The sequence below is a fragment of the Psychrobacillus sp. NEAU-3TGS genome (genome assembly GCF_029955155.1).
Taxonomy (GTDB): Bacteria; Bacillota; Bacilli; order Bacillales_A; family Planococcaceae; genus Psychrobacillus.
Genome location: NZ_JAPNOZ010000006.1, coordinates 70,441 through 85,034, shown reverse-complemented (window position 1 = coordinate 85,034; position 14,594 = coordinate 70,441). Strand labels below are relative to the sequence as shown.

General features: G+C 34.2%; 15 protein-coding genes. All 15 read left to right on the top strand.

The genetic code is table 11. The features are described from left to right. Positions 1-17: 17 nt before the first annotated feature. The 15 genes from OR571_RS05185 to OR571_RS05115 all read left to right on the top strand — a co-directional run bounded on the left by OR571_RS05185 (position 18) and on the right by OR571_RS05115 (position 14,582). On the top strand, positions 18-941 hold the full coding sequence (locus tag OR571_RS05185) for an ABC transporter ATP-binding protein (protein ID WP_282241803.1): 924 nt from the start codon (positions 18-20) through the stop codon (positions 939-941). Further along, entirely contained in the window at positions 931-1,536 is a 606-nt protein-coding gene (locus OR571_RS05180) for an ABC transporter ATP-binding protein (protein WP_282241802.1), read from the top strand. Before OR571_RS05185 ends, OR571_RS05180 begins: the two co-directional genes overlap by 11 nt. Before the next feature lie 238 nt (positions 1,537-1,774). Beyond that, positions 1,775-2,428, top strand: a complete 654-nt coding sequence (locus OR571_RS05175) for a sugar transferase (protein ID WP_348775021.1) — start codon at positions 1,775-1,777, stop codon at positions 2,426-2,428. Between the two features lie 57 nt (positions 2,429-2,485). Continuing rightward, complete coding sequence (locus tag OR571_RS05170; RefSeq protein WP_282241800.1) at positions 2,486-3,811, top strand: tyrosine-protein kinase domain-containing protein; 1,326 nt, start codon at positions 2,486-2,488, stop codon at positions 3,809-3,811. 36 nt (positions 3,812-3,847) lie between these two features. After that, a complete protein-coding gene (locus tag OR571_RS05165) occupies positions 3,848-4,420 on the top strand; it encodes a tyrosine-protein phosphatase (RefSeq protein WP_282241799.1) in 573 nt (190 codons plus the stop codon). After that, positions 4,417-4,584, top strand: a complete 168-nt coding sequence (locus tag OR571_RS05160) for a hypothetical protein (RefSeq protein WP_282241798.1) — start codon at positions 4,417-4,419, stop codon at positions 4,582-4,584. The genes OR571_RS05165 and OR571_RS05160 overlap by 4 nt, the downstream gene beginning before the upstream one ends. A 26-nt stretch (positions 4,585-4,610) precedes the next feature. Further along, a complete protein-coding gene (locus OR571_RS05155) occupies positions 4,611-5,753 on the top strand; it encodes an O-antigen ligase family protein (protein WP_282241797.1) in 1,143 nt (380 codons plus the stop codon). A 77-nt stretch (positions 5,754-5,830) separates the two neighbouring features. After that, positions 5,831-6,796 carry a glycosyltransferase gene (locus OR571_RS05150; RefSeq protein ID WP_282241795.1) on the top strand — a complete coding sequence of 322 codons (966 nt, stop codon included), beginning with the start codon at positions 5,831-5,833 and terminating at the stop codon, positions 6,794-6,796. A 9-nt stretch (positions 6,797-6,805) separates the two neighbouring features. Next, a complete protein-coding gene (locus tag OR571_RS05145) occupies positions 6,806-8,284 on the top strand; it encodes a lipopolysaccharide biosynthesis protein (RefSeq protein WP_282241793.1) in 1,479 nt (492 codons plus the stop codon). Positions 8,285-8,336: 52 nt separating this feature from the next. Further along, positions 8,337-9,401 carry an ATP-grasp domain-containing protein gene (locus OR571_RS05140; RefSeq protein ID WP_282241791.1) on the top strand — a complete coding sequence of 355 codons (1,065 nt, stop codon included), beginning with the start codon at positions 8,337-8,339 and terminating at the stop codon, positions 9,399-9,401. Continuing rightward, entirely contained in the window at positions 9,394-10,509 is a 1,116-nt protein-coding gene (locus OR571_RS05135) for a DegT/DnrJ/EryC1/StrS family aminotransferase (protein ID WP_282241789.1), read from the top strand. The genes OR571_RS05140 and OR571_RS05135 overlap by 8 nt, the downstream gene beginning before the upstream one ends. After that, positions 10,506-11,381 (top strand): glucose-1-phosphate thymidylyltransferase RfbA, encoded by an 876-nt coding sequence (gene rfbA / locus OR571_RS05130; RefSeq protein WP_282241788.1) that lies wholly within the window; start codon positions 10,506-10,508, stop codon positions 11,379-11,381. Before OR571_RS05135 ends, rfbA begins: the two co-directional genes overlap by 4 nt. Positions 11,382-11,392: 11 nt before the next feature. After that, on the top strand, positions 11,393-12,415 hold the full coding sequence (gene rfbB, locus OR571_RS05125) for a dTDP-glucose 4,6-dehydratase (protein WP_282241787.1): 1,023 nt from the start codon (positions 11,393-11,395) through the stop codon (positions 12,413-12,415). Between the two features lie 161 nt (positions 12,416-12,576). Beyond that, complete coding sequence (locus OR571_RS05120; RefSeq protein WP_282241786.1) at positions 12,577-13,677, top strand: glycosyltransferase family 4 protein; 1,101 nt, start codon at positions 12,577-12,579, stop codon at positions 13,675-13,677. Continuing rightward, positions 13,674-14,582, top strand: coding sequence for an NAD-dependent epimerase/dehydratase family protein (locus OR571_RS05115; protein ID WP_282241785.1), 909 nt, complete (start codon positions 13,674-13,676; stop codon positions 14,580-14,582). The genes OR571_RS05120 and OR571_RS05115 overlap by 4 nt, the downstream gene beginning before the upstream one ends. Positions 14,583-14,594: the final 12 nt, after the last annotated feature.

Genomic DNA, 14,594 nt, shown 5'->3' with positions numbered 1-14,594 from the left:
AAAAGGAGGGAGAAAAAATGCCTATCCTTGAAGTGGAAAATTTATCGATATCATTTAATCAATATACAGCTGGTTTGAGACGGAAAAACATACAAGTAATTTCAAGCCTGCATGTCACGCTTGAAGCAGGGGAGATATTAGCAGTAGTAGGAGCGAGTGGTTCGGGGAAAAGTTTGCTCGCTCATGCGATTCTTGGAATACTTCCCGATAATGCGCTCGTAAGTGGAACCATTAAATATAATGGGGAAGTGCTCAACGCTTCCACACAAGCATCACTACGTGGTAAAGAGATTGCACTTATTCCACAATCGACAAACTATTTAGACCCACTAATGCGTGTAGGAAATCAAGTTCGTACCTCCGTCAAAACTGGAGATGCTACTGTAGCCCAACGAGCGGTTTTTAAAAGGCTTCACTTACAACAATCGGTGGAGAAGATGTATCCCTTCCAGCTTTCTGGGGGAATGGCAAGAAGAACGCTTCTATCCACCGCAATCGTAAGCGATGCGAAGGTAATTATTGCAGATGAACCTACACCAGGTCTAGATCCAGTAGTTATGAAAGAAGCGTTAAATAACTTCAGAGAGTTTGCAGATAATGGATGTGCGGTTATGCTCATTACACATGATATTGAATCTGCTTTAACAATTGCTGATAAAATCGCTGTGTTTTATGCAGGTACGACAGTTGAGGTAGCTCCTGTAGAAGATTTTACGGGGAACGGCGAATCATTGCGGCATCCTTATAGTAAAGCATTATGGAGAGCCTTGCCTCAAAATGATTTTATTCCAATTCCTGGTTCGCAGCCTCATCCAAGTGCCCTGCCAACTGGTTGTTTGTTTGCACCGCGTTGTACAATGGCAACCCCTGCATGCAGTGAGAAACAACCGGATATGCAAAATATCCGCGACGGAATGGTGAGGTGTATGCATGCGACTTGAAGCAAAAAATATTGGATTTCGATATGGTAATGGACCATGGCTATTCCAACATGTCAACCTAACTGTAGAACCTGGAGAAATTGTCGGACTCACAGGACCTAGCGGACGTGGTAAAACAACTTTATGCCGTATTTTATCGGGATATGAAAAGGCGTTAGAAGGAAATGTGACGATTGGTGGTTTGCCCATTGCTTCGAAAGGAGTCCACCCAGTTCAATTAGTTTTCCAACATCCAGAAAAAGCAGTAAATCCACGTTGGAAAATGGGGAAGGTGCTTAACGAAGGAGGAAGGCCCGACATAGAACTGCTAGATTTATTAGGAATTGAGCAGGAATGGTTAACTAGATGGCCGGGAGAGCTATCAGGTGGAGAACTACAGCGATTCTGCGTAGCAAGAGCCCTAGGAGCTGGGACTCGCTTTCTTATAGCGGATGAAATGACTACGATGCTGGATGCAATCACACAAGCTCAAATTTGGCATGCAGTTATGGAAATTGCAAAAAAAAGAGAAATGGGCATCATCGTGGTAAGTCACGAAGCTAAGCTTGTTCAAAGACTTTGTGATCGAGTGATTACATTAACTGACCCAAATTAAGTGACTAAAGTATTTTTAAAAGAATTTAGCCCTTTAGGTAAAAAGATGTGCATTCAATTATTTTACTATAGCTGAGCAAATTGTTTATAAGCCGCTCTAACGTGAAAACGTTGGGGCGGCTTGTTTTGCGTTAATAGAACTTGTCTTATAAATTATTTAAATTAGTTCTTTTTTAGTAGCAGTCGGTAATATACTAATTGCAATAGATCATATTTATCTATGTAAAGGAGACAATGCATTGGAAAGTATTAAAGAGACTACGCTTTCGGAATCAGTCGATAATTTTTATTCCCGTATTGGTAAAAGAATTGCTGATATTATAGCTAGTATTATTCTTTTATTACTACTAGCACCATTACTTTTATTTTTTTCGATTCTTGCATTGTCACTTTCAGGTAGGCCTATTTTTTTTAGACAAATTAGAAGTGGTATGTATAATACATCTTTTGAGATTTGGAAATTCCGAACGATGCAAACCATGATGGATGAGTCTAGCAGTCATCAATATGAATGGGGAAATGGCGTCCCAAAAAACTTTTCTTTTGTTAAACCGATAGATCAAGAAGTGACTAAAATTGGAAAGATATATAGGAAGTATAGCATCGATGAATTTCCTCAGTTATGGAATGTTCTGAAAGGTGATATGAGTTTTGTAGGTCCTAGACCGGAGATGGTAGAAATTACGAGCCACTATTCCGAAGAGCAAAAGAAGCGATTACGAGTAAAACCGGGAATTACAGGCTATGCCCAAATAAATGGCCGTTCAGAAATAAGTCATGGACAAAAAATGGAGTTGGATCGATATTATGTGGAAAATTGCTCCCTGGCATTAGACATAAAAATCATTGCTCGTACCATATTATTAGTTATTCGGGGGAAGGGGGCGTATTGAATCGATGACTTTTTTTCAATTAAGAATGGTTAGAAGAAGATGAGGCAGACAATTAGTTTGAAAGAAATTCTTCGTTTATTTTATAAAAAACGTAGAGTAATAATTATTGTTGTGCTACTGATTACATTAGGAGGAGGGTCCATATATTTTACAATACCACCGGTTTACGAAGTTAGGACGGACCTCCTAATTAATAATTCGAATAAAATTTCCCCAAATACTTTACTCCAAGCGAATGAAATTGATACAAATTTACGGCTTATAGAAACATATAAGCAAATGTTAAAAAGCGACAGAATGATTAGTAAAGTGAATGAAGAATTAGAAAAACCCTACTCGAAAGGAACCATTACAAATAACGTAATAATAGAAACGAGTAATAACTCACAAATTATTACGATTGTTGTAAGTGAAAAAACACCTGAAGCAGCTGCATTGCTGGCAAATATTTATGCGGAAACTTTTCAAAAACAGGTTAATGAATTAATGAATCTAGAAAATATAAATATTTTGAAAGAAGTTTCGGCTGAAACAGATGTAACTATGGTCAAACTAAGTGCCATTTTATATTATTTTATTTCCTTTGTTATAGGGATACTTCTCTGCATAATTACCATTCTTATAAGAGAATTTTATATGACAGATTTAAATACAGTTATTAAAACAGAAAGAAGTTTAGGTATACCTAGCTTAGGGACGATTTCTATTACTAAGACAAAGAAAAGTATGAAAAAAAGAATTAAGGATAAGCAAAACCAATTTTTGCAAAATTTGAATAACCGTCCCCATTTGATTGAAGAATTTAGAAATTTACGTGCGAATGTTCAATATCAAATGGAACAAAAAAAGATTAAAGCATTTATGGTAACAAGCGCGAATGTGGGGGATGGAAAAACCTTTGTTAGTGGCAATTTGGCAATCGTCATGGCGATGGACGGTAAAAAAACAGTATATGTAGATACGGATCTTCGGAAACCGGATGGAAGGAAGTTATTTAATCTTCCGGAAAGAAAAGGTCTTACATCTGCCGTATCAGGAGAATTTAAATTGGAAGAAATAATACAGCAAACTTCAATTAATAATTTATTTTTTATAAGTGCTGGTCCGACACCTACCAATACAGCAGAAGTATTATCTTCTACAAGGATGAAAGAGGTTGTGGAGGAATTGAAGACAAGCTATGATGTTATCATTTTTGATACATCTCCGTTATCGGTAACAGATGCACTAGGTCTATCATCATTAGTAGACGGATGTTTATTTGTCGTTAATGCCGTAAATACAAAAGAAGAACTTGCGAGAAAGAGTATGTCTAGATTAACAAAAGTAGGGAGAATATTTTTAGGGTCGGTATTAAACAGAAGCGATATTAAACAAAAATGATGGGAATTATTACTGCTATAGATAGGGGACTTTGAAATGCTTGTAGATATACACAATTATATATTGCCGGTTGATGAAAGACCGGGAAATGATGAGGGAGCAATTCGACTAGCAAAGCAAGCAGTGGAGAACGGAATAACACATATTATTGCAGCGCCACATAGTATGAACAAAGCCTGTAGTGACTTTGAACCATGGATTAAGCATCTAGTAACTAACTTGAACAAAAAGCTTATAGAATTAAACATTCCGTTAACAGTTCTCGAAGGAATGGAAGTACAACTCAAGGAGGGTTTACTTGATGATGTAGAGAAACAATTTTTACCACTAGCAGGTACAAATAAATATATATTAATAGAATTACCTAAAAATAGAATACCTGCATTTACCCAAAAACTATTTTATGAAATTCAATTAAAGGGATATATACCTATCATCGCACATCCAGAACAAAACGCAGAAATAGTTAAAAATCCGGCAAAACTCTTTGAGTTAGTAAACAAAGGGGCACTTGTTCAAGTGAATGCAGCAAGTATGCTAGGTATACATGGAAGGCGGATAAAAAGGTTTGTCAAAAAATATGTCGACATAATCTTATTCATTTTATGACAACTAATTCGTATAAAGATGAGAAGGCGCCATTTATTCAAAATAATGCTTATAAAGTTATTCAAAAAAAATTTTCTTTAGAACTTGTAAATTATTTCAGAGCTAATTCGGAGCATGTAGTGACAGGTACCGAGTTCCATATCCGTGAACCGATTCAATTTTAGGGAAAGCAAGCTGATGGGAGAAAAAAATGACTGATAGTACAAGTAAATGGTTGCCCAATTTATTATTTTTAACTTTGGCAATGAGCGCATTCGTATTTGTTGAACCTTCTCCATATGATCTGTTTTTCATACTTATTATGTTAATTGGTTTTGTTTTCTCTATTTATAACTTTACAAAAGACATGATATTCCCATTATTGATACTTTGTGTTTTTTTAATATGTAATTTACTTCCTTTATTTTTCATAGAAGAAATAGGGTCATCCATTTTTTTTACTGCAATTACTTTTTACTTAGCATTTACATGGATTGTATTAATTGGAATGAGTGACTTTATAAAACCACCGTATTTACAATTCATCCTACATGGCTATTTAATTTCGGCCTGTATTTCAGCGATTATAGGTATATTAGCATATTTTTATATCTTACCTTCAAGTGATTTTTTTTTAATGTATGGAAGGGCGAAGGCGCTTTTTAAAGATCCAAATGTGTTCGGTCCTTTTCTCGTTATACCTGCTCTATTTTCGATTAGTATGGCAGAGCTGAAAGATAGGAAGCTAAACAAGAAAGTTTTTTATTATCTCACATTTCTACTTTTGTCAGCGGGAATCATTATTAGTTTTTCTAGAGCTGCTTGGGGAAATTTTGCAATTTCTTTATTAATCTATTTGTGTTTATTTAAAATTAATCATTTTAGAAATCGAATCCATACGATTATTTTTCTTATTTTAATCGGTATTCCAGGAATTTTATATTTCATTCAAACTCCTATGGTTGAAGATTTACTAGTTACTAGATTAAGTTATCAAGGTTATGATAACGATCGATTTGATACACAGCTTGCGGCATTTGAAAGTGGACTTTCAAACCCTTTTGGAATCGGACCTGGTCAGTCGGAAAATACTTTTCAATACTCACCGCATAGTCTTTATGCGAGGGTTTTTACTGAAAATGGAGTGGTCGGATTAATCTCATTTTCTTTACTTTTGATAGTTAGTATATTTAAGGCTTTTGCTAGGTTTTGGAATGCAAAGGTTTACGGGACTTTATATCTAGTTATCTTCGCTTCTTTAACTGGTTTAGCATTTAATAGTTTATTTGTTGACACATTACATTGGAGACATTTGTGGTTGCTATTAGCGTTAGCTTGGTTACCAGAAAAGTAGCTTATAATTCAAACTTAATAGTACGGCTATTAGAAACTAAATAGAGCAAAGAAATGAGTGGTAGGGTGAGTATCCTAGTGAGTATTAATTGTACAACTTATAACCATGAGAATTATATTGCGGATGCAATAGAAAGTTTTTTGAGTCAAAAAACAAATTTTAATTATGAAATTCTTATTGGAGAGGATTGCAGTACTGATAATACAAAACAAATAGTAGAAAAGTATGCAAAAATGTATTCCGAGAAAATTAAATTAATAACTTCTTCACATAATGTTGGTGCGCGAAAGAATTCACTACGTCTTATTGAGAACAGTAAAGGTAAATACATTGCAGAATGTGAGGGGGATGATTATTGGACAGACCCCTATAAGTTGCAAAGACAGGTAGATTATATGGAAAATCATCCGGATTGTAGTTTATGTTTTCATTCTGCAGAGATTATCCAAGCTCCAGATAAGTCCACTGGTAGGATGATTAGATCCTATTTTGAAGATACTATAAGCCCGATAGGGGATATTATTAGTGGCGGGGGAGGCTTCTGTCCTACACCTTCTTTGCTTTATCCTAAGAGATATATGGAAACCCCCCCTTCATATTATTTAAAAGCACCAATAGGGGACTACCCTATGCAAATGTATCTTGCAAGCCAAGGTTATGCATATTACATGGATAGATGTATGAGTGCTTATCGAACTGGTGTTAAAGGTTCGTGGACAAACCGTATGAGCTTTGGCTCCAACATTAAAGGAAAAATCATTCAAATTAATGAAGGGATTATTCAGTTATTAGACGGATTCAGTGAATCGACAAAGCATGAATACCAAAATGAAGTAAATAAAGCGAAACAAAAAATAGAGTTTGAGTTACTTATACTTAAAAAGCAAAAAAAGGAACAGAAATACTTTAACTTTGGTAAGTATTCTTGGTTATTGAAAATAAAAGCTCGCATAAAAATATTTATACGCTGTAATTATCCCAAATTATTTTTAAAATTGTCTAAATTAAAAACAGCTAAAATAAGTAGGAAAACTAATGAGTAAGAATCAATCATGAAAGAGTTCTCCTCATTAAAGAAGAAGACAATATCTGCTGTATTTTGGAGTTTTTTCGATTTAATAGCTAACCATGGTATTCAATTTATTATTCAAATTATTTTAGCAAGACTTTTATTACCAGAACATTTTGGTGTGATTGGCATGATTTTGGTCTTTATTGCCATTTCTAACTCGATTGTTGACAGTGGATTTACACAGGCTCTAATTAGGGATCAGCATACAACACAAGAAGACTATTCAACTATCTTTTATTTTAATCTGGTTATGTCTTTTATTTTATATGTAATGCTTTTTATTAGTTCCAAGTCTATCAGTATTTTTTTTGAAGAACCGCAGTTAGTTGAAATAATTAGGGTTCTTTCTATTGTGGTAATCATTAATTCATTAGCAGTTATTCAAAAAGTTATGCTTATGAAGCGAGTAGATTTTCGAACAATAACTAAAATTAGTATGGTATCTTCGTTTGTTTCAGGAACTATAACGATTGTCGTTGCTCTTTTAGGTTTTGGAGTTTGGAGCCTTGTAATTAATATGATTGCCCTTCAATTTTTTCAAACATTACTTTTTTTCTTCTATAATAGATGGCTACCGTCCTTTACATTTAACTATCAATCATTCAAAAGATTTTTTGGGTTCGGTTCAAAATTACTTCTTTCGGGACTAATAGATACAATCTATAATAATATATTCTTTTTTATCATAGGGAAGGCCTATTCTTCTATTCAACTAGGATATTACTCAAATGCAGTAAAGTTTCGAGATCTTGCTTCCCAGTCTTTGGCTTCAACTATTCAACGTGTGACGTATCCAGTACTTAGCGCTATCCAAGAAGATGAGGAACGTCTGAAGTTAGGATTCAAGAGAATCATAAGAATTTCTGCATTTATCAATTTTCCATTATTGATTGGATTGGCAGCAACTGCAAATCCACTTTTCCATATTCTTTTTGGAGAAAAGTGGATTCCTTCAGTTATCTACTTTCAACTTCTTTGCTTTGCAGGTATGCTGTATCCACTTCATGCTTTAAACTTGAATATTCTACAAGTCAAAGGTAGGTCTGATTTATACTTATTAATAGAAATCATAAAAAAGTCTTTTTTTTCGCTATTGATTCTTTTAAGTTTCTTTCTAAAGTTAGGGATTATCGGTTTAATTTGTGCGGCAATGTTAAATTCTTATGTATCGCTATTTATAAACACATATTTTTCAGCAAAGGAAATTGCTTATTCTTTTAGGGAACAGTTGAAAGATCTAATGTTTCCTTTTTTGATATCACTTCTTATGGGTGTGAGTGTTTATTTGCTTGGTGATGTTTTGCCTAGCAATCATTTTGTTCAACTAGTTTTTCAAATAATAATTGGGATTATTATCTATATAGGGATGAGCAAAATTCTTAGAATACAAGAGTTAACTGTTGTATTTGAATTACTAGTTCCACTATTATCCAAAATAAAATACTGGTCAATCAGGTAAAATAAATTGAATCCAAACTATATTAATATCTATTTAGAGAGGGAATGAATAAATGAAAATACTTTTGACTTCCGCAGGGAGAAGGGGATATTTAGTTAAATATTTTAAGGAAGTGTTAGGTAATGAAGGAGAGGTACATGTTGCGAACAATACGGATTCAACAGCAATGTTATATGGAGATATGTCTGTAATTACACCGCTTATTCATGATGAAGGTTATATTCCATTTTTGAAAAAATATTGTCAGATTAACCACATAGATGTAATTATTCCACTGTTTGATATTGACTTACCAATCCTCTCAAAATGTATAAATGAATTCAAAGAGATTGGAGTTAGAGTTATCGTTTCCAATGAAGCTTTTATCAAAATATGTAATGACAAATGGGCGACATATAATTATCTTAAAAAGAACGGTTTTTATACACCAGCCACTTTTTTAAACATTTCAGATGTGTTAAAAGCAATCAATGATGGAAGCGTACATTTTCCACTAATAGTTAAACCTAGATGGGGAATGGGGTCTATTTCTATATTTGAAGCAGATAATAAAGAGGAGTTGAAAGTTTTATATGAAAAGACAAAAAAAAATATTAACTCTTCATATTTATCTTTTGAGTCAAATCAAAATAATAAATTTCCGGTAATCATACAAGAAAAGCTAAATGGTCAGGAATATGGATTAGATATAATAAATGACCTTAATGGAACATATATGACAACTGTTGTAAAGAAAAAGTATGCAATGAGGTCTGGGGAGACCGACCAAGCAGAAATCGTAATCAATCGGGACCTGGAGCTTATCGGTAAAGAGATTGGAAGCTTAACAGGTCATATTGGCAATTTAGACATTGATGCTTTTAGTGTTGATGGGGTTCCCTATGTATTAGAGATGAATGCTAGGTTCGGCGGAGGGTATCCTTTTAGTCATCATGCCGGGGTAAACCTACCAAAAGCAATTTTTTTGTGGTTAAAGAATGAACCAGTTGAACAATCGGTACTAGAACCAGAAATTGGTGTAATCGGTTATAAAGATATCCAAGTAATAGGTGATGGCATGGGTGTAGCAACTATTCAAAAACTAAAGGAGGCTATTAATCATCGAAATTATGTTTAAGGAACCCATTTACATTACAAGGCCACTACTGCCGAATCTAAATGATATTTTAAGTAGTTTGACAGATGTTTGGAATAATCAATGGTTAACTAATAACGGACCTCAGCATTCCAAACTAGAAGACCAATTAAAACAATATTTGAATGTAGAAAACTTATCATTGTTTAATAATGGCACGTCGGCACTACTCCTAGGAATAAAAGCTTTAAATCTTACTGGAGAGGTAATAACGACTCCATTCACTTTTCCAGCAACGGTTCAAGCACTTGATTGGAATAATTTAACCCCAGTATTTTGTGATATTGATCCCACCACTCTTACTTTAGATGCCGCAAAAATCGAATCTCTCATAACTGAAAAAACTTCTGCAATTCTTGGAGTCCACACATTTGGAAATCCATGTGATGTTAAGCGAATTCAAACAATAGCTAATAAATATAATTTGAAAGTGATATATGATGGTGCCCATACTTTCGGAACAAACATAGAGCAGCACCCTATCGGAAATTTCGGGGATATGACAATGTTCAGCTTTCACGCAACAAAACTGTTTAATACGGTAGAAGGTGGAGCACTGACTTATAAAGATGAAAGTTTAGTAGAAAAATTAAACCTTCTTAAGAATTTTGGGATTGCAAATCCTGAAGAAGTCATATTGTCTGGTCTTAATGCAAAATTGAACGAAATTCAATCGATAATAGGACTTGAAGTTTTGAAATTAGTAGAGTTGGAGCGTCAAAAGAGACATGAAATAAAAAAGGTTTACGAACAGTATTTGGCTGATATTCCTGGTATTCGAGTACTGACAAAAAATGAAGGTGATCAAAGTAGCTATCAATATTTTGTCATTCAAATTGATAAGGAAATATACGGGAAAACTAGAGACTGGCTTCACGAAAAATTAAAAGAGTTTAATGTATTTACAAGGAAGTACTTTTTTCCGTTGTGTAGTGAGTTTAAATGGTATGAGAACTTGAAATCCGCAAGAAAAGAAAATCTTCCACAAGCACATAAAGTAGTGACAGAAGTATTAGCTATGCCATATTACGGAGAATTACAAATGGAATCTGTAATAAAAATCTGTAAGGTAATTCGTGAAAGCCGATGAAAGGAATTATTTTAGCCGGAGGGTCTGGTACCCGTTTATATCCTTTAACCAAGGCAATTTCAAAGCAAATGCTTCCAGTATATGATAAGCCAATGATTTATTATCCACTATCTGTATTAATGCTTGCAGGCATAAGGGATATTTTAATCATTTCAACACCAAGAGATATTGAAGGATTTAAGGAATTACTAGGTGATGGTACTAAAATAGGAATCGATTTGCAATATACAGTGCAAGAAAAACCATTAGGTCTCGCAGAGGCATTTACTATAGGTGAAGGGTTTATAGGGCAATCATCTGTAGCTTTAGTGCTAGGAGATAATATTTTTTATGGCTCGAATTTTGGCAATAAGGTACGAGACGCAGCGAATTTATCAGAAGGAGCACTCATATTTGGTTGTTATGTCAAGGATCCAAGGGCATATGGTGTTGTGGAAGTTGATGAGCAAAAGAATGCGATATCAATAGAAGAAAAACCTGATAAGCCAAAATCTTCTTATGCAGTTCCTGGATTATATTTTTTTGATAACGAAGTAATCAATATCGCTAAAAAAGTGAAACTTTCAGCTCGTGGTGAGTTAGAGATTACCTCCATTATTGAGAAGTATCTACAAAAAGGAAATCTGAAAGTGAAGATTATGGGTAGAGGATTGGCTTGGTTAGATACTGGTACTCATGAATCATTATTAGAGGCATCCAATTTTGTTGAAGCTATTCAAAATCGGCAAGGGCTATATGTTTCTTGTATTGAAGAAATTGCATATCGCAGGGGCTATATAACAAGGGAACAGTTGCTACAGCTCGCCGAGCCATTACTGAAGACGAACTATGGAAAGTATTTAGTAGATATTGCAAATTTCAATAAAGCTTAAAGGAGTTTAAGATGAATATTTTAGTTACGGGTGGAGCAGGGTTTATTGGATCTAATTTTATCAAATACATGCTTTCTAAATACAATTATACTGTGATTAATTTAGATTTATTAACTTATGCCGGTAATTTAGAAAATTTCCGTGGTATAGAACTTTCGGAAAGATATCATTTTGTTCAAGGGGATATTTGTGATCGGGAACTTCTTAAAGAGCTATTTAAGCAATATGATATTCAGTCTGTTATACATTTTGCAGCTGAATCACATGTTGACAGAAGTATTGAAGACCCTGAAATATTTTTAAAATCGAATGTATTAGGTACCCAAGCTCTACTGGATACGGCAAAAGAGTATTGGAAAGCTAATAAAGCAGATAAATACTGTACAACTTATAAAGATGATGTCAAGTTTATACACATATCTACTGATGAAGTATACGGTTCTCTAGGGAAAACGGGAAACTTCACAGAAGATACAAAACTTGCCCCCAACAGTCCTTATTCAGCTTCTAAAGCAGCTTCAGATATGATTGTAAGAGCTTATTATGAAACCTACAAGTTACCAGTAGTTATTACAAGATGCTCTAACAATTATGGATCATACCAATATCCCGAAAAGTTAATCCCCCTTATGATTCACAATGCCTTAAATGAGTTACCTTTACCGGTATATGGTGATGGAAAACAAGTGAGAGATTGGTTACATGTTGAGGATCATTGTTCCGCGATAGACACTGTTCTCCATAGTGGAATAGTTGGAGAGATATATAACATAGGTGGAAATAATGAAAAAGAAAATATTGAAATAGTCAAATTCATACTAAAATCCTTAAATAAGAGTGAGGATTTAATCGAGTTTGTTCAAGATCGATTGGGACATGATAGAAGGTATGCAATTAGTAACCTCAAAATAATGAGAGAACTGGGCTGGTCACCAATGTTATCGTTGGATGAAGGTCTAACTAAGACAATCCAATGGTATAAAGACAACAAAGCATGGATGAACATTAAGAAGGAGTCTAGTACAAAAATTTAGAAATGAAAACATATACTATTCAATAAGTTAAAGGAGTAATAACAGGATCCTTTTCAATATTTCTAGAATGACAATTTCTCTTGTAGGGAATTTTACTTTATACCGGCCTTAAGGATAATTTGAGATAGGCGGAACCTAGAAAACAAAATGAGGGATAATAGATGAGAATTGTTCAACTGATCACACATATGAATGAACTAGGCGGAGCTCAAGTACATGTCCGTGACTTAGCTAGACGGCTTGCAGTGGATGGTCATACGGTGACAATTGTTTCTGGGGGGGAAGAAACAATTGCAGAGGATTTAGTTATTCCTTCCGTTGAATTTGTTCATAGCAAATTTTTAATACGAAATATTCACCCAATAAAAGATTTTATAGCCTTATTAGATATACGGAAAAAAATAAAAAAAATTCGTCCTGAAATAGTTGCAATCCATTCATCAAAAGCAGGAATTCTTGGTAGGATCGCTTGTTGGTCCCTGCGTATTCCTTTTGTATTTACGGCGCACGGTTGGTCATTTACAGAGGGAGTGGAGCAGAAGAAGCAAAATTTTTATAGAAGAATTGAAAAGTGGATTGGGAAAATTAGCTCAACAGTCATCACTGTTTGTGATTATGATAGAAGCCTTGCCTTAAAACATCAAGTGCTTCCATACGAAAAACTAAAGACTATTCACAACGGTGTATTAGACAAGAAAGATACTAGTAGTGGAAAAGAACCGAGAGAAATTGTGAAAATTTTGATGGTAGCTCGCTTTGAAAAACCAAAAAAGCAACAGGAGCTCTTAGAGAAACTTTTGCTTCTTAAGGATTTAAACTGGCATATGATTTTTGCAGGTGATGGAAGTTTAAGACAAAAATCATCTCAATTTGTCCTGGAAAATAACCTAGGTCATAAAGTAACATTTTTAGGAAATCATTCAAATATCGCAGATTTATTAAGTGATTCTGATTTGTTCATTTTAAATTCCTCATGGGAAGGGCTTCCTTTAAGTATATTGGAAGCGATGTCACAAGGCCTCCCGATTATTGCCTCTAATGTTGGGGGTGTGAAAGAAGCGGTTAGAGATTGGAAAAATGGTTTTTTAATTCATGAAGATTTATCTGAAAAGCTTACCATATTAATAAAAGATGAGTTACTACGAAAAAAAATGGGTGAAAAGAGTCGTGAAATATATGAGGCAAGTTTCAGGTTTGAAAAAATGTATGAGAAAACAGTTTCTACGTATCATAACTTAACTATATCGGGGGAAAATAATTGAAGGTATTAGTAACTGGAGCAGCAGGGTTTATCGGTTCCTATGTGGTACGAGCGTTATTAGAACAACAATTTACTGTTGTTACAGTAGATAATTTGTCGACAGGTAAGCAGAGTAATCTTTTGGAGGATACTCGATTTTATGAAATGGATATAACAAATAATGATTTAGAGCGTGTGTTTAAATATGAACAACTAGATTATGTAATTCATTTAGCTGCTCAGTCTTCCGTATTTGAGTCAATAATAAATCCAATGGATGATTGTCAATCGAACTTAGTTGGTACACTTAATATTCTCCGTTTTTCTAATCAATATAATGTGAAGAAATGTATATTTGCATCTTCAGCCGCTGTATATGGAAATCCCACTACTTTGCCTATTAAAGAAGATTCGAAACTGGCTCCACTGTCTTTTTATGCTTTATCTAAGCTATCTGCTGAAAAATATGTGCTACTATATGAAAAACTATTTGGACTAAAAAGTTGTATATTAAGATTTTCAAATGTATTTGGTCCTATGCAGGCGAGTGGAGTAATTACAAAATTATTGGATTGTTTATTAATTAGTAAAGACCCAGTCATTTTTGACGGTAATCAAACGAGAGACTTTATATATGTAAAAGATGTTGCTGCTGCTTGTATTCAATCATTATTATCTGAAAGTACTGGGACATTTAATATTAGCTCTTCAAACGAAATATCCATTCAGCAAGTGTTTGAAGAGATAACAGTCCTTACTGGGATTCAGACTAAACCAATATATAAATTATTACGAGAAGGAGAGATTGTAAGAAGTGTTCTTTCCAACGAGAAAGCAATAACATCTCTTAAATGGTCTCCAACGTATAGTTTTGTATCCGGTCTTGAAGAGACAATCAATTATCATACTTATTTAAAACAGACCTAAATTGAACGGAGG